This window comes from Flavobacterium sp. KACC 22763 (genome assembly GCF_028736155.1).
Lineage (GTDB): Bacteria > Bacteroidota > Bacteroidia > Flavobacteriales > Flavobacteriaceae > Flavobacterium.
Genome location: NZ_CP117879.1, coordinates 5,001,608 through 5,021,188 on the forward strand (window position 1 = coordinate 5,001,608; position 19,581 = coordinate 5,021,188).

Here is a 19,581-nt window from a genome sequence, read left to right on the forward strand (position 1 = left end):
AAATTCCAGCTTTTAAATCCCAAACTCCAATTTTAATAAATTATCAACATAACGTTTTTAATTTTGTCTTGGATTTTGGAATTTAAAATTTGGAATTTAAATTTTGATTTATTCTTCAGTTTCAGTTGCAGGAGCTTCAGCTTCAACAGCAGGAGCTTCTTCAGCAGCTTCAACTTCTTTCTCAGCACCTCTGTCAGAAAGACCTTCGATTACTGCAGTAGTTACTAAAGATAAAATTTTGTCAATTGATTTAGAAGCGTCATCATTTGCAGGAATCACGTAATCAACCTCTCTTGGGTCAGAATTCGTATCAACCATTGCGAAAACTGGAATGTTTAATTTTTGAGCTTCTTTTATTGCGATGTGTTCAGCTTTGATATCTACTACGAACAATGCTGCAGGTAGTCTAGACATATCAGCAATTGAACCTAAGTTTTTCTCTAATTTAGCACGTAGACGATCAACTTGTAAACGCTCTTTTTTAGATAAAGTGTTGAAAGTACCGTCTTTCTTCATTTTATCAATAGAAGACATTTTTTTAACTGCCTTTCTGATAGTTACGAAGTTAGTCAACATTCCACCTGGCCATCTTTCAGTGATGTAAGGCATGTTTGCAGCTTTTGCTTTATCAGCAACGATGTCTTTTGCTTGTTTTTTGGTAGCTACGAATAAGATTTTTCTACCTGATGCAGCGATTTTTTTCAAAGCTTCGTTAGCTTCTTCAATTTTAGCTGCAGTTTTATATAGATTGATAATGTGAATACCATTACGCTCCATATAAATGTAAGGAGCCATATTTGGATCCCATTTTCTAGTCATGTGTCCGAAGTGAACACCTGCTTCTAGTAATTCTTTTACTTCTATTTTGTTTGCCATTTTTGTACTAGTTTACGTTCTGTTGATTAGCAATGTATAAATGGCGATTTCTCTGGCTTTATACATTTAGATGCTAAACTATATCCTACCTCGATAGGAGAGCAACAATAACTGTGTTTTTTAATTTCAATAAATAATTGATAATGTCTTGTCCCATCTGAACAAGACAGGTAATATTAACGTTTAGAGAATTGGAATCTCTTACGAGCTTTCTTCTGACCGAATTTCTTACGTTCAACCATTCTTGGGTCTCTTGTTAATAAACCTTCTGGTTTAAGGATAGCTCTGTTTTCAGCGTTAACTTCACACATTACGCGTGCTAATGCCATTCTTACAGCTTCTGCTTGACCAGTTGTACCACCTCCGTAAACGTTTACTTTTACGTCAAAGTTACTAGCGTTTTCTGTCATAGAAAGCGGTTGTAAAACTTTGTATTGTAAAGTTGCAGTTGGAAAGTAAGTTGCGAATTCTTTTTTGTTTACAGTGATGTTTCCAGTTCCTTCAGAAACGTATACACGTGCAACAGCGGTTTTTCTTCTACCGATTTTGTGAATAACTCCCATTACTTAAGATCATTTAGGTTAACAGTTCTAGGTTTTTGAGCTCCGTGTTTGTGCTCAGCTCCTACAACAACATTTAGATTTCTAAAAAGTTCAGCACCTAATTTGTTTTTAGGTAACATACCTTTTACAGCTTTTTCTACTAATGCAGCTGGATTTTTAGCTTGCAATACTTTAGCAGTTAAAGTTCTTTGTCCTCCTGGGTAACCTGTATGACGCATGTAAATTTTGTCATTCATTTTTGTACCTGTAAGGTTAATTTTTTCTGAGTTGATAACAATTACGTTATCTCCACAGTCAACGTGCGGTGTGTAACTTGGCTTGTACTTACCTCTTAAAATCATTGCAACTTTAGAAGCAAGACGTCCTAAGTTATGACCTTCAGCGTCAACAACAATCCACTCTTTAGTTACAGTGGCTTTACTTGCTGAAACTGTTTTGTAGCTTAATGCGTCCATAATATTATTTTAATTAAACATTCCATCCCCAATAAAGGGGATGCAAAAGTACAATTAATTATTTTAAAACCAAATACCTGAAAGAATATTTTATCTGCTGAAAATCAGGACTTCAGTTTTTTAATTTTTTAGTGAATAAAAAAACCGTCTTCACAATAAAGTAAAGACGGTTAAATATTTAGAAATAAAATTGATTATACAATAAATATATTGGCAATATCAACCACTTGTTGTGTTGTAAGTGGCTCATCATAAGCTTCTGAGCCTGCTGCGGCACCAAATGCGGTTGCGGTATTAAACCCCGCTTGCATAGTTACGCCTTCGCCATCATAAACTGCTTGTGTTGCTGCTGGCATGCCAGCGCCTCTTTCGGCATTAGAAATCCATCCTTTTAAGCCTCTTAGTCTTCTAACTTCAGAAGCATGACGAGCTTCGACGGAATGAATTTGTAATGCTGCCGTCAATAAATCTGGCGTTGTTATCAAATTTGCAGCTTGTCCTTTGTATGCTCTAACTCCTGTGTCCTCAAAGGCTTGTGCCAAAGCTAAGAATGTTGGGTAATCATGAAATGGATCAAATGCTCCACCTACAGTAAAATCAAAAGTTGGTTTAGGAACAAAGTTAGGACTCATCGTTCCGCCCAATCCAGCAATTAAAAATTTGACATGATCAGATTCATGATCTGCAATCTGTTGAAAGACTTTTAAATCGCGTCCGCCATTTTCAGAAGCTGGAATAACCCCTGAATCTAATGCCATCGCATAAAATTCGTTTTCAAGATATTCTAAAGTCAATGCAAATTGCAAAGCTCCAATTGGAGTTGCGGGAGTTGCTGTTATGTCTTTAGCAAAAGCTTTATTAGTAAGAGCAGATAATCCGAAAGGGATAGATGCCAATGCTAAATTTTTTCCAATATTTCCAAAATGCGAAAAACTGTCTCTGCGGGAACCAGTACTGTTCATTAAACTGTCATCAGTAAAGGATTCTATAAATTTTAAAATGTTCATAATTTCTAAGTTTTAGCTGGTTAAGATTAAGGCAAGTATTTAGCTGTGAATTTTGTGGTGATAAAACCAGCAGCAATCGGCAGGATTTTAGATGGATCTTTTGCATCGTCTAATCCTGTTGACATATTTACTATATCGTCTCCAGCAAAATCTTTAGAATTTGGGTTGATCAAGCTTCTTATCGCTGATGCGTGTCTGGCTTCAACTGAAACAATTTTTCCTGCTAATAGTAAATAATCTGCAGTTTTAATCAATTTTCCAGCTCCGTTATAAGCGGCAACACCTGTGTCTTCAAGTGCTTTTGCGGTTGCTAAAACTTCGGTGCGGCTGTTGAAATTTAAAGAGCCGTAATTGAATGCTAAAGATGGCAGTAATTGAGAGCTAGGATCTGGAAGTGCTCCAGTCAAAGCTGCTTTAAAAAAATCTCTGTGAACTACTTCGTGATGATATAAGTCGGTCAAAACTTGACGTTCTGTATCATTAAATATAGTATTGAAGTTTGTAGAATTTACCACCTTAGTATAAAAGTCTGCTTCTAACTGTTCTAGAGCATAAGCGTAAGTGAGAACACCAAAGTCGCCTGAGCCTAGGTCAAAAACGCCATTTCTGACTCCAGGCAAGGATGTGTCCTCCATATTGTTGTTATCGTCATTATCGCTGCAGCCAGCAAGAACCAAACCTGTGGTAACTAATGTTAATCCACTGAGCTTAAGAAAGCTCCTTCTGCTATTCAGTGAAGGGTCAACTTCATGAATTTTAACTTCGTTTTTCATAATCAAGTTTTTTATTAGGTTAACAACATTGGCCATAGTTGTTTGGTATTTAATTATTAACGAAATTTTAGGAGATGCGGTTTCAGAAAAATCTTCTTTTATGGATTTTTTTCGAATAGGCAGTATAATTTCAAAGACAAATGGTTGTTTTTTGTTTTATTTTCGGTAATTCTACTATATTTGTATTAATTACATAAACTTTTATAGATGAAAGCTAAAGCAACTCTAAAACAAATTGCGAAAGAACTAGGAGTTTCTGTGTCAACAGTGTCTAAAGCGTTGAATGACAGTCCGGAAATTAGTGAGCAAACGAAGGTTAAGATTAAGGAGTATGCCAAACTCAAAAATTATAAGCCGAATGTTATTGGTCTAAATTTAAAAAATCGTAAAACCAAAACGATAGGGGTAATTATTCCTAATATTCTAAATTCTTTCTTCGCGAAAGTTTTTAGCGGTATTGAGAAAGTTGCCGATAAGAAAGGGTATAATGTAATTACTTGTATTTCTAACGAATCTTTAGAGAAAGAAATTCATACACTTGAAATGTTGAGTAATGGAACCATTGACGGATTTATCCTTTCGGTTTCAGAAGAAGCTCAAAAACTTCAAGATTACAATCATTTTTCTGAAATAATTAACGACGGAACACCAATCGTAATGTTTGATCGTATTGCTGATGAAGTAGATTGCGACAAAGTTGTTGTAGATGATTTCGATTCAGCATTAAATTCAACACAGCATTTAATCAATCTTGGATGTAAAAATATCGCTTTAATATCTTCTGTAGATAACTTGAGTGTTGGAAAATTAAGAGCTGACGGATATTTGAAAGCTTTAGCGGACAATAATATTCCGGTAAATGAAAAAATTATTCTTCGTACCGATTCTGAAGAAGATATGAAAGCTAAAATTGATGCGATTTTTGACAATAAAATTGATGGAATTTTTGCTTTAGATGAAAATGATTCGGTTGCGGCTCTACGAGTAAGTTTGAAAAAAGGATACAGAGTTCCAGAAGATATTTCTATTATTGGTTTTGCAGATGGTATTTTAGCTTCAAGACGTTTATCGCCAAGTTTGACAACAGTAAGTCAGCATGGTGTTGAAATTGGAGAAGTGGCTGCCAAAAGATTAATTGAAAGATTGGAAGAACCTGAAGGGACAGTTTCTGAATATGAAACGATCGTCATTAAGACAAAATTGAAAGAAAGAGAATCAACTCGAAAAAAATAAAACTAAAAATCCCTTCATATTGAAGGGATTTTTTTATTTAAACTCATAAGGAAATTTAGGGTTCTTATACTTTTTCAATTTCTCAAAAGGAACTAAAAAAGGTTCTTCGCAAGATCTTGCGGCTCTATAAAAGATTGGAGTAAATTCAATTCCTTTTTCTGTATAATTCCAAGATGGAAAATCCCAATATTCTTCATTGGTGTAATCGCAATAATCATCTTCATTTTTTGGTTTTTCAAAATGTTCCTGAGAATTAATTACAGCAAGTAATTTAGGAGAAAAAAAGTCATTTCTATATTTTGAAAAAGCATCAAAATTATTTTCACTGTCACCCGTCACGCTTTTGTCAAAAGCTAGAATGTCATCAATTCCATATTGTTTTCCATTATTTAAATCAATTAGATATCCACTGCTTCCAAAATCTGGATGAGCACCTCCGCAATCCCAAAACATCGAAACTTGAAAACCTAATAAGTCATTGTTCAGAAAATTAATTGTTGTATTTCCTTCAATGCCTTTCCCTTGGCTATATTCAAAACTAGACGCACAATTAAGCTGAGCTAATGTGTTTTCAATATGTATTTTTTCTAAAATTGGATTAATCAAAGTTTTATTTTTCTCTGAGAAATTATTTCCCAATCTAAAGAAATCTGAATCGCAATGTTTTTCAGAATACCATACAAACTCTTTGTTGTTATAAATCGTGGTTTTCTGCTTTTTGAATTCCAGAAATTTATATTTTACTAGATTGAGACGTTCATCATCAAATCTGATTTTGAGATTCGATTTATAGTTATCAAAATTTACAGGTTCAAGATGAACGGCTAACTGCTTGTCTTTGGCATCATACCAAAAGCCATCAAAATTATTGCCCGATTTTTTGAGGTAGAATTTTTCAGTAATATTATCACCAGGTTTAAAATAGAAAGTGAAATTATTGCTGTCTTTAAGTTTTCCTTCGAGCTTAATATCTTTTAGGGAATTTTTATAGAAATACACAGCATTTAAATTGGCTTCATTGTCCGATTTATAAACTTGAACAGTCATAAAAATAGTGCTTTTGCCTAAAGTTCCTTCGAGATAATAAATTTTGTTTTGAGAAAACGCGATAGTTGAATAAAATAGAAATAGGAAGAAAAAAAATTTTTTCATTACTGTTCTTTTAAGTTTTAAAAATCTTTAAACGAAGTAGTAAATGTAAGAAAAAGTGAAATTCGTAAAGCTTGAAAACATTTTATTTTAATGAAGTGAAAAATCCATTCTTTTGAATGGATTTTTTATGTTAAAAAGCTACATTTGAAAAAAAGCTTTTTTATGACAACCCCCAAATTATTATCAAATCTGCCAATTGAAGATTTAACTTCTCAAACTGATTATTTAGGAATAATTGATAAAGGAGATTTAATAAAAACATTTTTAAAAGGAAATAAAGATCAGTTTGATGAGATTAAGATGTTTTCTCTTTATGGTGAATGGGGAAGTGGAAAAAGCAGTTTAATGAAATATCTTGAAAAAGAATTAAAAGGAGATTTTAATACTTTTTTCTTTGAAGCTTGGGAGTTTGAGAAAGATGAAAACTTAGCAATGTCTTTGCTTGAGTTTATTACATATAAAAGAAAAGATACCACTGAAGAGTTTTTTGATGACATTCTTAAATATGGAGGAAGGATTTTAAGAGGTTTAGGGAAATCTATAAAATTAAATATACCACTCTTTACAAATGGGCCAGCTATAGAATTAGATCCATCAGCATTCGTTGAAGAAGTTTCTAAAAGCGAAGAGCTAACATTTTATAAAGCATTAGGGAATTTTAAAACAGAATTTATTCGTTTAGAAGACAATATTACAAAAGGCGATAATCCAAAATATAATATAGTTTTTATCGATGATTTAGACAGATGTGAACCAGAACAAGTTTTAAACTTGCTTTCAGCTATAAAATTATTTTTTACTTATGGATGCAAAACAATTTTCTTTTGTGGCGTTGATAAAAAAGCTGTTGGGCAAGCTGTTAAAACAAAATATGGTGAGATTGTAATTGCACATGAATACTTGGAAAAGATATTTGATATTTCTTTTTCCATGCCTGAGCATGATGACTTAGAAAAATTAATTAATCATTATTTTGATGATACTTATTATGACATAGGTGATGGCAAAATAGCAATTAATCATAGAATAAATATTTTTTTTAAGTATTTGGAATTTACAAATCCTAGAAGGATTAAAAAAGTTTTAAACAAATACCAAATACTTAGAAATATAAAGTTTTTACAGTTACCTGAAAAATATTATCCTTTTCCTAATATAGATGAGAAGAATGCTGAAGAGAGGAATTATTTTGAGACTATTTTGGTGTTGTATTTAATAATTCTACATGAGTTTTATCCAAAATATTTTGATGATTTCCTAGATTTTGATTTAAAAAGGAAAAATTATTTGCAAGGATTTAAAAATTCAGATCAAATAAAAGACATTAATTCTGCCATAGGTAATTTAAACAAATGGATTACCATTAATCAATCAAAAAAAACATTAGGAAATATTAATTTAGAGAATAATGATCTTATTGCGGCCTATTTAATATGTCTTGCTCCGTCAGATGTAAATCAGTTGTCAGCTGCATCTATTTGGGAGAATTCTAAGATTAATCAAATGTTAGTAAAAGGAAATAAAATTGAATATTTATTCTTTAAGTTTATAATTGAAAGTAATGTAATGAATTATACTAAAAAGAATACATCTGATTCATCTTTAAGTTCTATAAAAAAAATAGTAAAAAGCGCATTGTAAATCAATGCGCTTCTAACCAGTCTTTACCTAAACCAAGTTCTACTTCTAAAGGAACCGACATTTTAAAAGCATTTTCCATTTCGTGTTTAATCATTGGCTGGATTTTTTCGAGTTCATCATTGTGAACATCGAACACAAGCTCATCATGCACCTGAAGAAGCATTTTAGACTTCCAGTTTTCGTCACGAAGTTTTTTATGAATGTTGATCATGGCAATTTTGATCACATCGGCAGCACTTCCTTGAATTGGTGCATTTACAGCATTTCGTTCTGCGGCGCTTCTTACAACAGCATTAGCAGAATTAATATCTTTTAAATAACGGCGACGACCTAAAATAGTTTGTACATAACCTTTTTCACGAGCAAATTCAACTTGTTCAGAAATATAAGATTTAAGACGCGGATAAGTTTTGTAGTATGCATCGATCAAAGCGGCACTTTCGCTTCTAGAAAGTGAAGTTTGGCTGCTTAATCCGAAAGCAGAAACACCATAGATAATTCCGAAGTTTACCGTTTTAGCATTGCTTCTTTGTTCGCGGGAAACTTCTTCTAAAGCAACATTAAAAACCTTTGCAGCGGTTGCTCTGTGAATGTCTTCTCCATTTTGGAAAGCTTTAATCATATTTTCTTCGCCACTTAGAGCGGCAATAATTCGCAATTCAATTTGCGAGTAATCCGCAGAGATTAAAGTATGGTTTTCATCACGTGCGACAAAAGCTTTACGAATCTGGCGTCCTCTTTCGGTACGAATCGGAATATTCTGCAAGTTTGGATTATTAGAACTCAGACGGCCTGTTGCAGCAACTGCCTGCATATAATCTGTATGAACGCGTAAGGTTTTTTTGTCAACCTGTTCTGGCAAGGCTAAAATGTATGTGCTTTGCAGTTTTACCATTTGGCGCCAATCCAAAATATCTTTTACAATTGGGTTGTCATTTGCCAAATAAGTCAACACTTCCTCACCAGTTGCATATTGCCCTGTTTTGGTTTTCTTTTGTTTTGCTCCGCCAATTTTAAGTTTGTCGAACAAAATATCTCCTAATTGTTTTGGAGAAGCCAAATTGAATTTCTCACCAGCTGTTTCGTAAATTTTCTGTTCCAAAGATTTGATTTCAACATCCATTTCTTTCGACATTTGATTTAAGAAATCAACATCAAGACGAATACCTTCCATTTCCATATCAGCCAAAACGCTTACTAACGGAATTTCGATTTCGTCAAATAACTTTTTAGTTCCAGTTTTGTCTAATTGAGTTGTGAAGATTTCTTTCAATTGTAACGTAATATCGGCATCTTCTGCTGCATATTCTTTAATATCTTCCAAAGGAACGTCGCGCATATTAAGCTGATTTTTTCCTTTTTTGCCAATTAAAGTTTCAATAGATTTTGGAGAATATTTTAAATACGTTTCTGCCAAAATATCCATATTGTGACGCATATCTGGATTAATCAGATAATGTGCAATCATAGTATCAAAAAGCTTTCCTTTTACAGTTACACCGTAATTAGAAAGGATTTTTAAATCATATTTTAAATTTTGTCCGATTTTCTCAATGTTTTCATTTTCAAAAAACGGAACAAATTTTTCGACTAAAGCTTTTGCTTCTTCCTGATTTTCTGGGAACGGAACATAAAAGGCCTTTCCTTTTTCATAAGAAAACGACATTCCGACCAATTCTGCGTGCAGAGCATCGATTCCTGTAGTTTCTGTATCAAAACAAACTGCTGGTTGTTTTTGTAGATTCTGTAAAAGTAATTTAATTCCTAAATCACCTTGAATGGTCTGATAGGAATGTTCTGTGTTTTCTAAAGTATTATAAAAAGAAGTTCTTGGAGCATCTGTATCTTCGTCTGCATCAGCGCTTCCAAAAAGATCAAATTGGTCTTCATTTTTAGCGGCAGTTTTTTTAGCTGGTTTTGCATCTGTAGCAGCAGTAGCAGTTTGAGCGCCATCTGTTTTAAACAAATTGTCAAATTGCTCAGCCATTCTTCTAAATTCTAGTTCTTGAAAAATAGCATCTGTTTTTTCGATATCTGGGCGAGAAAGCTCGTAATCTTCTTCATTAAACGTAACATCGCAATCGGTAATAATCGCAGCCAGTTTTTTAGAAAGAATTCCTTTTTCTTTATTCGCTTCGATGTTTTCTTTCATTTTACCTTTTAGCTTATCTGTATTAGCCAAAAGATTTTCCATAGAACCAAACTCTTTCAAGAATTTTTTTGCTGTTACTTCACCAACACCAGGCAATCCAGGAATATTATCGACAGCATCACCCATCATTCCAAGAAAATCAATTACTTGTTCAGGTCTTTCAATTTCAAATTTTGCCAAAACTTCAGGAACTCCCCAAATTTCGATTCCGTTACCCATTCGGGCAGGTTTATACATAAAGATATTTTCAGAAACCAATTGTGCAAAATCTTTATCGGGCGTTACCATAAATACCTGATAGTTCTGTTTTTCGGCTTGTTTGGCAATTGTTCCAATCAAATCATCGGCTTCACAGCCCGCAAGTTCAATAATTGGAATATGCATGGCTCTTAATAACTCTTGAATATAGGGAACAGCAATTTTAATTGCCTCTGGAGTTTCGTCACGGTTTGCTTTGTAATCAACAAACATTTCAGATCTTACATGACTACCGCCTTTGTCGAAAGCAACAGCCAAATGGTCTGGTTTTTCTCTTTTAATAACATCTAGAAGTGAGTTCATAAAACCCATAATTGCAGATGTATCCATTCCTTTTGAGTTGATTCTCGGGTTTTTTATAAAAGCATAATAACCACGAAAAATTAATGCATAAGCATCTAGAAGAAAAAGGCGTTTTTGAGTTGACATATTAAAAATATTAGTCTGTAAAAATAAACAATTGGGTTCTCAAAAATTAGACTAACAGGATTTTTTTTCCACCATATAAGTTATATAAGTTCATTTTAGTTGAGACACGCCTGTAGAGGTGCGCCTGTAGAGACGCACTGCAGTGCGTCTACATATTTGTGAAGAGTTTTTAAATGAACTTATATAACTTATTATGGTAAAAATCTGCAAAGCGTTAATATCAAGTTAAAATTTTTTATTCAGGTATTTCTTCATTTTCTCTTCATGTTGCGAAGGTAATTTTGATCTGTAAAATAAAAGGTATTAATTCTTAAATCTTAGAAATCATGAGAAATTTATTAATGTTACTAGTGGCAGTTTTAGGAACAAGTGCAATGGTTCACGCATTTCCTGCAAAAGATGGAAAAACAGCTCCAGCAAAAGAAGTGAAAGCTACAAAACATCCTAAACACAAATCTGATAAAAAAGCAAAAACTGTAAAAGCGGAAGCTCCAAAAACAGAAGCTGCAAAACCAATGGCGCCGAAAGCAGAAACCGCAAAAGCTAAAAAATAAAAATTGCTCTCGTTTTGTTTTCGAAGCATTGTAACGAAGGCAAAACAGGAATAATGATTATGAGAATGCGATTGAAGAAGCTGATGAAGAAATTTGTCAGCTTTTTTCATTCGTTAATTTTTTAATAATGTGCAGCTAGACTTTTGATAATTGATTAATTTTAGTTGTGCTTAAATGCTTTGTTTATGAATGTTTTAATAGTTGAGGATAATAAAGAACTTGCTGTAGAGGTTTACGATTTTCTGTGCAATGCAGGTTATATCTGTAAAATTGCAAATAATTGTGCCGACGCATTGGAAGAATTTGGAAGCAATGATTATGATGCCATGCTGTTGGATTTGGGTTTGCCTGATGGCGATGGTTTTGAAGTCTTGCAGACGATTCGAAAAACAAAATCAAAGATTGCAGTAATTGTCCTTACAGCGCGCGGAGAATTGGATGACAGGATTAACGGGCTTCATCTTGGTGCCGATGATTATTTGACAAAGCCTTTTGCCTTGACAGAATTGGGAGCAAGATTGTTTGCTGTGATCCGCAGGATTCATGGTTTTACTTTAAACAATTTAAGTATTCATGGCTTTTTATTACAACTTCAAGATTATAAAGTGAGTTTTGATGAAATTCCCTTAAGTCTCACTAAAAAAGAATTTGATATTTTTCAGTATTTAGTTCTCAATAAAAACCGAGTTATTACGAGGCTCCAATTGACCGAACATATTTGGGGAGATATTCTAGAAGTCAATTCAGATTCCAACTTTATAGATGTTCATGTTCGAAATCTTCGAAAAAAATTAGACAAACATACTTCGATAGATTGGTTTGAAACGGTTCGAAATGTTGGGTATCGTATAAACGAATAAATTTATTCTTGTGAAAATAAAACATCAATTAGCCATTTTTAACGCCATGACCAGATTGCTGGTCATTTTGGTTTTATGGTTGATGCTTCCTATTTTGGTAGAAAATGTAGTTTATCATCATATTAATAATAGTCTGCTAGAGAAAAAGAAAAAGTTTATCGAGCATCTTAATCAGGAGGAAATCAATGATTTTATGGAAAATCAAGATGACTCGACTCAAACTTTTTCTGAATTTTCGACACTTCACAGTGAGTTCTTGGTGCTTTCTAAAATGCCGATAAAACCGCATCAGAAAAAAACAACTTTTACAAACGAGTATCGTAAGATTGAAAATGAAGAAAGCGAATACAGAATATTGCAGCATCATTTTACTTATGGGGGTGAAGATTATCAGCTCGAAATCGGCAGCAGTTTAAGTGAGGTTAACGATTTAACTTTTGTAATTAGGCTTTTCATTATAATTGTTTTTGTGGTCATTCTTTTTATTACTTTTTTGGCAGACACTTTTTATATTGAATACCTTCTAAAACCATTTTATAAAATTATTGACACCAAAATTAGGCGTGTAAACGAACCAGAAACATTTGATCATACTCCAATAAAAGCAACTTCAAGAGACTTTAGGGAATTAGACTTTGTTTTGAACCAAATGATGGATCGAATTACTGAAGTTTTTAAAAAAGAAAAACAGTTTATCTCAAATGTTTCGCATGAACTTCTTACACCAATTGCACTGCTCAAAAACAAACTTGAAAATTTGCTGCAGAATCAATCTTTAGATGATAATGCAGTCGATAAAATTGCGGGTTCTTTGAAGACGCTGGATATGCTGAAAAAAATCATCAATAATTTATTGCTGATTTCTAGGATAGATAATAATCAATATGAATTGAATGAGGAGATTAATCTTCGTGAAATTGTTTCGGATCTGCAGGAAGACCTTCAAGATAGAATTGAGGATAAAGATATTCAGTTCATGAACGAGATGGAGAATGATTTTGTTTTTATAGGAAATAAAACCTTAGTTCATATCCTTATATATAATCTTGTAACTAATGCCATCAAATACAATAAACCAAAAGGAGGCATAATTATAGAAGACGGTTTTGCAGATGAACACTATTATATTTCAGTAAAAGATTCAGGAATAGGTATGGACGAATCTCAGTTGGAAAAAATATTCACGCGTTTTGCTAGAATCAGTTCAGATCAAGAAGGACAAGGGTTGGGGCTTGCAATTGCCCAAAGTATTGCCTCTTTTCATCATATTCAAATCAAGGTAAAATCGGTTTTAAATCAAGGAACTACTTTTACTTTACTGTTTGAGAAAGCTAATTAAAAGTTAAAATTTCTTGTAAGACTTTTTCTTCATTTTGTCTTCATTTTGTGGTTATACCTTTGACTTATAAATAATGAAAATAACAATCATAAAAATTTAAAGTCATGAAAAAATTAGCAATTTTAGCAGTAGCAGTTTTAGGAACATTTGCAATGGCAAACGCACAAACAACTCCAGCACCAGCAAAAACAAAAGAGGTGAAAACTGAGAAACACGATAAAAAAGCAAACAAAAAAGCTAAAGGAGAGAAAAAAGCAGAAACGGCAAAAACAGAAACTCCAAAAGCAAAATAATATAAGATTTTAAGTCTTAAGATTAAATAGTTTTAAAGGTTGGTAGGTTAAAGCTGGAAGAGTCATCTTTCAGCTTTTTTATTTTAACAGCGTTAAATTTTTTATAATAAAAAGAAATAGAATTTTCATTCTTTGTTACTTTGTTTAAAACTATATATTAAATGATTTTTCGTTTTGTAATTCTATGTGCTCTTTTATTATTTATTGAGTTCTATTCATATCAGGCTTTTCGAACTTTAATCAAAACACGTTGGGTTTTGATTAGTTATCAAGTTATAAGCTTACTGGTCTTAGTCTTTATCATCTATTCTTTTTCGCAAGTAGATCGCTCTGTTGGTCAAACTAGACAATTTATGTTTACTACAGGATTGATGCTGACGGTATATGTGCCTAAAATTTTGCTTACGCTAATAATGTTTGGCGAGGATATTTTTAGAATAGGTGCCAGTATTTTAAACTATTTTGTTTACAATGCTCCAAGAAAAGAAATGATGCCTGATCGTAGAAAGTTTGTGAGTCAGATTGCATTAGGTTTGGCGGCGATTCCTTTTTTGTCTATAATTTATGGAATATTTGAAGGGAAATATAATTTCAAGGTAATCAAACAAACGATATTTTTTCCAGATCTTCCAGATGCTTTTGATGGGTTTAAAATCACGCAGATTTCTGATGTTCATAGCGGAAGTTTTGATAATCCAGAGAAAATAAATTATGCTATTGATTTGATCAATGCACAAGAATCAGACTTGATTTTGTTTACAGGAGATATTGTAAATACTCATGCAAAAGAAATGCATCCTTGGCTGGAAACTTTTAGCCGTATTAAAGAGTATAAATATGGAAAGTTTGCCGTTTTAGGAAATCATGATTATGGCGAATATGTGACTTGGCCTTCTGAAAAAGAAAAAGACGAAAATTTTAAGGCTATTAAAAACTTGTATGGCCAAATTGGTTTTAAACTTATGCTTAACGAACATACTTACATTCAGAAAGGCGATGACAAAATTGCTTTGATTGGTGTAGAAAACTGGGGAGTGAATTTTAAGAAAGCAGGCGATTTAAATAAAGCTTCAAAAGATGTTCATCAAGACGATTTTAAAGTTTTAATGAGCCATGACCCAAGCCATTGGGAAGCCGAAATTAAAGATCATCCAAAGAACTTTCACCTTACTTTTGCAGGCCACACACACGGTATGCAGTTCGGAATCGAGATTCCAGGGTATTTTAAATGGAGTTTGGCACAGTATATTTATAAACAATGGGCAGGATTGTACGAAAACGTCGGAAGATACGTTTATGTTAACCGCGGATTTGGTTTTCACGCCTATCCTGGACGAGTAGGAATTATGCCTGAAATAACAGTAATTGAACTAAAAAAAGGCCGTAATGTCGGTTAATTCGTTAAAAATGCTACATTTGTATAATATTTATTTCTTTTAAGAGATTTAAAAAACTTAATTTTTTGGTTTTATGTCAAAATTTGGAGAACTAATAAATGCCCAAGTTCCAGTGTTAATTGATTTTTACACAGATTGGAATGAATCTTCAGTTTCTATGCATCCTGTTATTAAGGACGTAGCTGCTGCGCTTGGCGATAAAGCCAAAGTAATCAAAATTGATGTAGATAAAAATCAGGAACTAGCAGAAGCACTTCGTATTAAAGGGCTTCCAACTTTAATGATTTATAAAGAAGGACAAATGATCTGGAGGCAATCTGGAGAGCTTGATGCCAATACTATAATAGGAATTGTTCAGGAACAATTTAACGTCTAAATAACTTCTCTTTTGTTGATGTTATTTAGTGAATAATATCAAATTTATACCCGTTTTCTTTTAAAAAATGCAGTGTTCGAGGCAAAGCAAATCTTAAATTTGGAGAAGCTTTAATACTGTCATGAAAAACAATTACGCTACCAGATTTTACATTTTTGGTTACATTTTCTAGACATTTTTCTGGAGTAATGCTTTGATCGAAATCGGCACTTAAAACATCCCACATAACTATTTTATAGCCTAAACTTCTAAGAATTTTAGATTGTGCTTTTTTGATTTTTCCATAAGGAGGACGAAACAATAGACGATGAGGAGCTTTCTCTTGCTCATCTAAAACAGCAGCGCAGTTTTTTACATTTTCGATATATTCATTCGTATGGATTTTCCATCCATTAACATGATTCATGGTGTGGTTGCCAATTGAATGTCCATCAGTAATTAACTTTTCAAATAAAGCCAGATTCGCTTTAATGTTTTTTCCGATGCAGAAAAAAGTAGCTTTTGCATCAAATTTTTTTAATTCGGATAAAACCCAGTCTGTAATTTCTGGGGTAGGGCCGTCATCAAAAGTGAGGTATATTTTCTTTTCGTTGTTAGGAATATCCCAGCAATATTTAGAAAACACCTTTTTTATAAATGCGTTAGTTTTTACCCAATAGAAGCTCATTTTGAATTAAAATTGTATTATATGTATAAAATTAAAAAATGCAGCGCTATTTATCAAATAGCGCTGCATTTTTTTAATAAGTAAGATTTTCGTATATTATTTACTCTTTTTCACGTCCGAAACGCTCAAAAACATTTACGTAAGTGTTAAATGTAGTTTTGTGCTGGTTGTAAAAAGCAGTGTCTTTGTTATCATCCATTACATGCAGTAAGCTTCTGTAACGCTCGATATCTGTAATAATATCTACAGCTAGATCAGTCTGGTCAGAAGGAGTCAATGTACTGTAATAGTTTAGATTCTCTTTATATTTCTGAACCAATTTGTTTAAAAGATCTTGTGCTTTAGCTTTTTCGCCAACTTTATAATAGCCATCAGTAAAAGCTTCAACCAATGAATAGTAGCCATATTTATCCAAAGGCATTTTAGTCATCGCCAAATTGATTACGTTTTTAGCTTTGTCAATTTTGCCTTCAGCAATAAGCTGGTTCATTAATCTCGAAAGATTGGTGCGGTAAGTAATGCTGTTTCTTCTAGTTTCAGGATCATGATAAATGTTTCCATTGCTATTGCCCCAATCCCATTTCATTACAATATCGTACATTTTATCTGCATCGATTTGTCCCATGTCTAATGGCCCGCCATCTTTAGAAGGAGTATTTTTTATTGGAACCAATTTATACACCATTCCGTCCAATTGCAGATAATCTTTTAGCCATAAATAATCTTCGTCATCAAAAGCACCACCACTAAAGTAAATTGGTCTCTTCCAGTTGTTATTTGCTAAGATATCAAGCATCATTAAACGGTTTTTGTATAATGCGCTTCCTTTGATGTCAATGTCTAAATAAGGAACAATAGAGTCGTAATATTTAGGATTAACTACTTTATTTTGAATAATAGTGTTTTTATCCACATTTACTCTAATCTTATTTGTTGGATAGAAATGGATTGTTTGTCCGTTTTGTAAACCAACAGTAGATTTAGGATTTTTGATGAAATCGATAAAATCTTTAATATTCCAACGTGTGTCAATTTTCTGAATGTAAGCGGTGTAATCCAAATTATCTCCTACATATTGGCTATGTACAAAAGAAATAGGCAACGGATTTGATTCGTAAGACTTCGCTTTCATCTGATCGATATACCAATCTGTCATAAATAAACTTGTATTTACAATCTTCACATCGGTTCTAAAATGCTCAATTTCTTGTGCATACCAAAGAGGGAAGGTGTCATTATCTCCAATGGTAAATAAGATTGCATCTTTATCACAAGAACTTAAGTAAGCTTTTGCCATTGCAACAGCAGTGTATTTTCCAGATCTATCATGATCATCCCAGTTTTGAGAAGCCATTAAAACTGGTGCAGCCAATAAACTTCCTGCAATAATTACTGGTCCGGCAATTTTTGGGGCCAAGTATTTATATAAACTTTCATAGAGCGAATAAACACCAAATCCGATCCAGATGGCAAAGACATAGAAGGAGCCTACTAACGCATAATCTCTTTCACGAGGTTCAAAAGGTCTTTCATTTAAATATATTTTTAGTGCAATTCCTGTAAATAAAAATAAAGCCAAAAGAACATAGAAGCTCTTCAAATCTTTGTTTGCGTGGTACATAATACCAATTAATCCTAAAATAAAAGGAAGGAAATAATAAGCGTTACGGCCTTTGTTGTTTAAAACATCTGTTGGCAGATTGTCTTGAGAACCTAAATGAACAGAATCTAAAGCTTTGATGCCGCTGATCCAGTTTCCGTCCAAATTATCGTATTTACCTTGCTGATCATTTTGGCGCCCGACAAAATTCCACATCAAATATCTCCAGTACATGTATCCAAATTGATATTCAAACATGAAACTGAAGTTATCTGCTGTCGTTGGTTTTTCGATAAGTAAATATTCGCCGTAGCTTCTTAAGAATTTTACGTAACCTTCGTTATCAATTTGTTTTTGAGCATAAGCTTTTCTAAACTCAGAAACTGTTTTTTCAACTTCGTTACGCAATTGAGCTGTAGCTTTATTGTATTCGTCTTCGCTCAATTGGCTCGCATCGATTCCGTATTTTGCCAAATCTTCATCATAATTATAATTAGGATTGATTCGGAACTTTGGAGGATTTGTAAAGTTGATATAGTTTTGAATGTGACCCGTTTCTGTGCTCCACATTCTTGGCAGAATTGCTTTCTGATTGTCGTCAGAATTTTGTTCTGCATTTTTGTAATTGTTGGTAATAATGTATTTACCTGTTTTATAATCTCTCTCGTAGTTTGGTTTTTTGTCTAAATAAGGAGTTTTAGCATCAAGACCAGCAAAAAGTTCAGTGTATTGAGGTCCGTAAAATAAAGGATTTACACCATATTGCTCACGATTATAATATGCCAAAACCTCAGTAGCATCTGAAGGTTTGTTTTCATTAATAACCGTATTGGCATTTGCACGAACAGGAAGCATTAACCAAGTTGAGAAGCCAATTAGGATAAATAAGATACACAATATAATAGTGTTGTAGAATATTAAACCTTTCTGTCTAGTATATTTTAATCCGAAATAGAAAAAGGCAACAAATAATAATGCTACAAAGATAGTTCCTGAGTTAAATGGAAGTCCCATACTGTTTACCATGAAAATCTCGGTTTTTCCGAAAAATGCCATAGTTAATGGAAGCAATAACTTGAAAATGAATAATAAAATTCCAATAACAACTACATTAGCAATTAGAAAGTTTTTGATAGTAACTTTTTCGTAGTGTTTGAAATAGTATAAGAATCCAATTGAAGGAATAGTCAAAAGAGCCATGAAGTGAACTCCAAACGAAAGACCAATAACCAATGAAATGATTAAAAGCCATTTGTTTCCTTTTGGCTTATCCATGTCTTGCTCCCAACGTAAACCAAGCCAGAAAAGCAGAGCGATTAATAAAGAAGCCATTGCATAAACTTCGGCTTCTACTGCATTAAACCAAAAGCTGTCAGAAAATGTATAAGCTAAGGCGCCTACAAAAGAACTTCCTAAAATAACAATCGAATTGTTTTGATCAATTTCAGCAAAACGACCTACGATCTTTTTCAAAATCATTGACGATGACCAGAACATAAATAATATGGTAAATGCGCTAGAAAAAACAGACATCATGTTGACCATAAGAGCCACATGCTGAGCATCTATTGCAAACATGGCAAAAAACGCACCCATCATCTGGAAAAGTGGAGCTCCTGGTGGGTGACCTACTTCAAGTTTGGCTGCGGTAGCAATATATTCTCCGCAATCCCAAAAGCTCATTGTAGGTTCTACTGTTAATGTATAAGTTATTAAAGCGATTGCAAATGCAAACCAACCAATAATTGTATTCCATTTATTGAAATTGAATTGTGCCATATTTAGGTGTTAAAAATTTGAATGTTTTTCTATCCTACAAAGAAAATGTTTTTTTACTTAAAGAAACGAGCATTAACAAAAAATTCTACAAAACTATAAGTGAAAAGTAATGTATTGTCTATGAGGAGTTTTTGAAGTTGAAGCGGATTTGAATGTGAAAAAAATCAAAAAAAATGA

The 19,581-nt window shown here is 33.0% G+C and carries 17 protein-coding genes; 8 read left to right on the forward strand and 9 right to left on the reverse strand.

Annotated features, from left to right (window positions below):
• Window positions 1–108 precede the first annotated feature (108 nt).
• From rpsB to PQ463_RS21060, 5 genes are all read right to left on the reverse strand, one after another.
• Window positions 109–876, reverse strand: a complete 768-nt coding sequence (gene rpsB / locus PQ463_RS21040; protein WP_111367996.1) for a 30S ribosomal protein S2 — start codon at window positions 874–876, stop codon at window positions 109–111.
• 176 nt (window positions 877–1,052) lie between these two features.
• Window positions 1,053–1,439 carry a 30S ribosomal protein S9 gene (gene rpsI / locus PQ463_RS21045; protein WP_008466792.1) on the reverse strand — a complete coding sequence of 129 codons (387 nt, stop codon included), beginning with the start codon at window positions 1,437–1,439 and terminating at the stop codon, window positions 1,053–1,055.
• Entirely contained in the window at window positions 1,439–1,894 is a 456-nt protein-coding gene (gene rplM, locus PQ463_RS21050) for a 50S ribosomal protein L13 (RefSeq protein ID WP_111379262.1), read from the reverse strand. The genes rpsI and rplM overlap by 1 nt, the downstream gene beginning before the upstream one ends.
• Window positions 1,895–2,088: 194 nt before the next feature.
• Window positions 2,089–2,901, reverse strand: coding sequence for a ferritin-like domain-containing protein (locus PQ463_RS21055; protein ID WP_274255351.1), 813 nt, complete (start codon window positions 2,899–2,901; stop codon window positions 2,089–2,091).
• Between the two features lie 26 nt (window positions 2,902–2,927).
• Complete coding sequence (locus tag PQ463_RS21060) at window positions 2,928–3,674, reverse strand: ferritin-like domain-containing protein (protein ID WP_274255352.1); 747 nt, start codon at window positions 3,672–3,674, stop codon at window positions 2,928–2,930.
• A gap of 207 nt (window positions 3,675–3,881) precedes the next feature.
• Here PQ463_RS21060 and PQ463_RS21065 point away from each other — a divergent pair, with 207 nt between their 5' ends.
• Complete coding sequence (locus tag PQ463_RS21065; RefSeq protein ID WP_111379258.1) at window positions 3,882–4,907, forward strand: LacI family DNA-binding transcriptional regulator; 1,026 nt, start codon at window positions 3,882–3,884, stop codon at window positions 4,905–4,907.
• A gap of 33 nt (window positions 4,908–4,940) precedes the next feature.
• Here PQ463_RS21065 and PQ463_RS21070 read toward each other — a convergent pair whose 3' ends face one another.
• Window positions 4,941–6,059 (reverse strand): hypothetical protein, encoded by a 1,119-nt coding sequence (locus tag PQ463_RS21070; RefSeq protein WP_274255353.1) that lies wholly within the window; start codon window positions 6,057–6,059, stop codon window positions 4,941–4,943.
• A gap of 162 nt (window positions 6,060–6,221) precedes the next feature.
• Between PQ463_RS21070 and PQ463_RS21075 the strand changes: the two genes are divergently transcribed.
• Window positions 6,222–7,700, forward strand: coding sequence for a KAP family P-loop NTPase fold protein (locus PQ463_RS21075; RefSeq protein ID WP_274255354.1), 1,479 nt, complete (start codon window positions 6,222–6,224; stop codon window positions 7,698–7,700).
• Between the two features lies 1 nt (window position 7,701).
• Here the strand turns inward: PQ463_RS21075 and polA are convergent, their stop codons facing one another.
• On the reverse strand, window positions 7,702–10,539 hold the full coding sequence (polA, locus tag PQ463_RS21080; RefSeq protein ID WP_274255356.1) for a DNA polymerase I: 2,838 nt from the start codon (window positions 10,537–10,539) through the stop codon (window positions 7,702–7,704).
• Between the two features lie 326 nt (window positions 10,540–10,865).
• Here polA and PQ463_RS21085 point away from each other — a divergent pair, with 326 nt between their 5' ends.
• The 6 genes from PQ463_RS21085 to PQ463_RS21110 all read left to right on the forward strand — a co-directional run bounded on the left by PQ463_RS21085 (window position 10,866) and on the right by PQ463_RS21110 (window position 15,358).
• Window positions 10,866–11,093 (forward strand): hypothetical protein, encoded by a 228-nt coding sequence (locus PQ463_RS21085; protein ID WP_111426212.1) that lies wholly within the window; start codon window positions 10,866–10,868, stop codon window positions 11,091–11,093.
• 185 nt (window positions 11,094–11,278) lie between these two features.
• Window positions 11,279–11,953, forward strand: coding sequence for a response regulator transcription factor (locus PQ463_RS21090; RefSeq protein ID WP_274255357.1), 675 nt, complete (start codon window positions 11,279–11,281; stop codon window positions 11,951–11,953).
• 10 nt (window positions 11,954–11,963) lie between these two features.
• On the forward strand, window positions 11,964–13,292 hold the full coding sequence (locus PQ463_RS21095; protein ID WP_274255358.1) for a sensor histidine kinase: 1,329 nt from the start codon (window positions 11,964–11,966) through the stop codon (window positions 13,290–13,292).
• A gap of 104 nt (window positions 13,293–13,396) precedes the next feature.
• Window positions 13,397–13,585 carry a hypothetical protein gene (locus PQ463_RS21100; protein ID WP_111379251.1) on the forward strand — a complete coding sequence of 63 codons (189 nt, stop codon included), beginning with the start codon at window positions 13,397–13,399 and terminating at the stop codon, window positions 13,583–13,585.
• A gap of 161 nt (window positions 13,586–13,746) precedes the next feature.
• Window positions 13,747–14,982 carry a metallophosphoesterase gene (locus tag PQ463_RS21105; RefSeq protein ID WP_274255359.1) on the forward strand — a complete coding sequence of 412 codons (1,236 nt, stop codon included), beginning with the start codon at window positions 13,747–13,749 and terminating at the stop codon, window positions 14,980–14,982.
• A 73-nt stretch (window positions 14,983–15,055) separates the two neighbouring features.
• On the forward strand, window positions 15,056–15,358 hold the full coding sequence (locus PQ463_RS21110; protein WP_008466807.1) for a thioredoxin family protein: 303 nt from the start codon (window positions 15,056–15,058) through the stop codon (window positions 15,356–15,358).
• 25 nt (window positions 15,359–15,383) lie between these two features.
• On the opposite strand, the gene PQ463_RS21115 is transcribed toward PQ463_RS21110, so the two are convergent.
• On the reverse strand, window positions 15,384–16,025 hold the full coding sequence (locus PQ463_RS21115) for a polysaccharide deacetylase family protein (protein WP_111368015.1): 642 nt from the start codon (window positions 16,023–16,025) through the stop codon (window positions 15,384–15,386).
• 100 nt (window positions 16,026–16,125) lie between these two features.
• On the reverse strand, window positions 16,126–19,404 hold the full coding sequence (locus tag PQ463_RS21120; protein ID WP_201998618.1) for a glycosyltransferase family 117 protein: 3,279 nt from the start codon (window positions 19,402–19,404) through the stop codon (window positions 16,126–16,128).
• Window positions 19,405–19,581 lie beyond the last annotated feature (177 nt).

Excerpts from the sequence above, each read along its gene's own strand:
- PQ463_RS21075 (WP_274255354.1), top strand. The coding sequence starts at position 6,222 with ATGACAACCCCCAAATTATTATCAAATCTGCCAATTGAAGATTTAACT.
- rpsB (WP_111367996.1), bottom strand. The coding sequence starts at position 876 with ATGGCAAACAAAATAGAAGTAAAAGAATTACTAGAAGCAGGTGTTCAC.
- PQ463_RS21055 (WP_274255351.1), bottom strand. The coding sequence starts at position 2,901 with ATGAACATTTTAAAATTTATAGAATCCTTTACTGATGACAGTTTAATG.
- PQ463_RS21060 (WP_274255352.1), bottom strand. The coding sequence starts at position 3,674 with ATGAAAAACGAAGTTAAAATTCATGAAGTTGACCCTTCACTGAATAGC.
- PQ463_RS21090 (WP_274255357.1), top strand. The coding sequence starts at position 11,279 with ATGAATGTTTTAATAGTTGAGGATAATAAAGAACTTGCTGTAGAGGTT.
- PQ463_RS21065 (WP_111379258.1), top strand. The coding sequence starts at position 3,882 with ATGAAAGCTAAAGCAACTCTAAAACAAATTGCGAAAGAACTAGGAGTT.
- PQ463_RS21085 (WP_111426212.1), top strand. The coding sequence starts at position 10,866 with ATGAGAAATTTATTAATGTTACTAGTGGCAGTTTTAGGAACAAGTGCA.
- PQ463_RS21110 (WP_008466807.1), top strand. The coding sequence starts at position 15,056 with ATGTCAAAATTTGGAGAACTAATAAATGCCCAAGTTCCAGTGTTAATT.
- polA (WP_274255356.1), bottom strand. The coding sequence starts at position 10,539 with ATGTCAACTCAAAAACGCCTTTTTCTTCTAGATGCTTATGCATTAATT.
- rplM (WP_111379262.1), bottom strand. The coding sequence starts at position 1,894 with ATGGACGCATTAAGCTACAAAACAGTTTCAGCAAGTAAAGCCACTGTA.
- PQ463_RS21100 (WP_111379251.1), top strand. The coding sequence starts at position 13,397 with ATGAAAAAATTAGCAATTTTAGCAGTAGCAGTTTTAGGAACATTTGCA.
- PQ463_RS21105 (WP_274255359.1), top strand. The coding sequence starts at position 13,747 with ATGATTTTTCGTTTTGTAATTCTATGTGCTCTTTTATTATTTATTGAG.
- rpsI (WP_008466792.1), bottom strand. The coding sequence starts at position 1,439 with ATGGGAGTTATTCACAAAATCGGTAGAAGAAAAACCGCTGTTGCACGT.
- PQ463_RS21115 (WP_111368015.1), bottom strand. The coding sequence starts at position 16,025 with ATGAGCTTCTATTGGGTAAAAACTAACGCATTTATAAAAAAGGTGTTT.
- PQ463_RS21120 (WP_201998618.1), bottom strand. The coding sequence starts at position 19,404 with ATGGCACAATTCAATTTCAATAAATGGAATACAATTATTGGTTGGTTT.
- PQ463_RS21070 (WP_274255353.1), bottom strand. The coding sequence starts at position 6,059 with ATGAAAAAATTTTTTTTCTTCCTATTTCTATTTTATTCAACTATCGCG.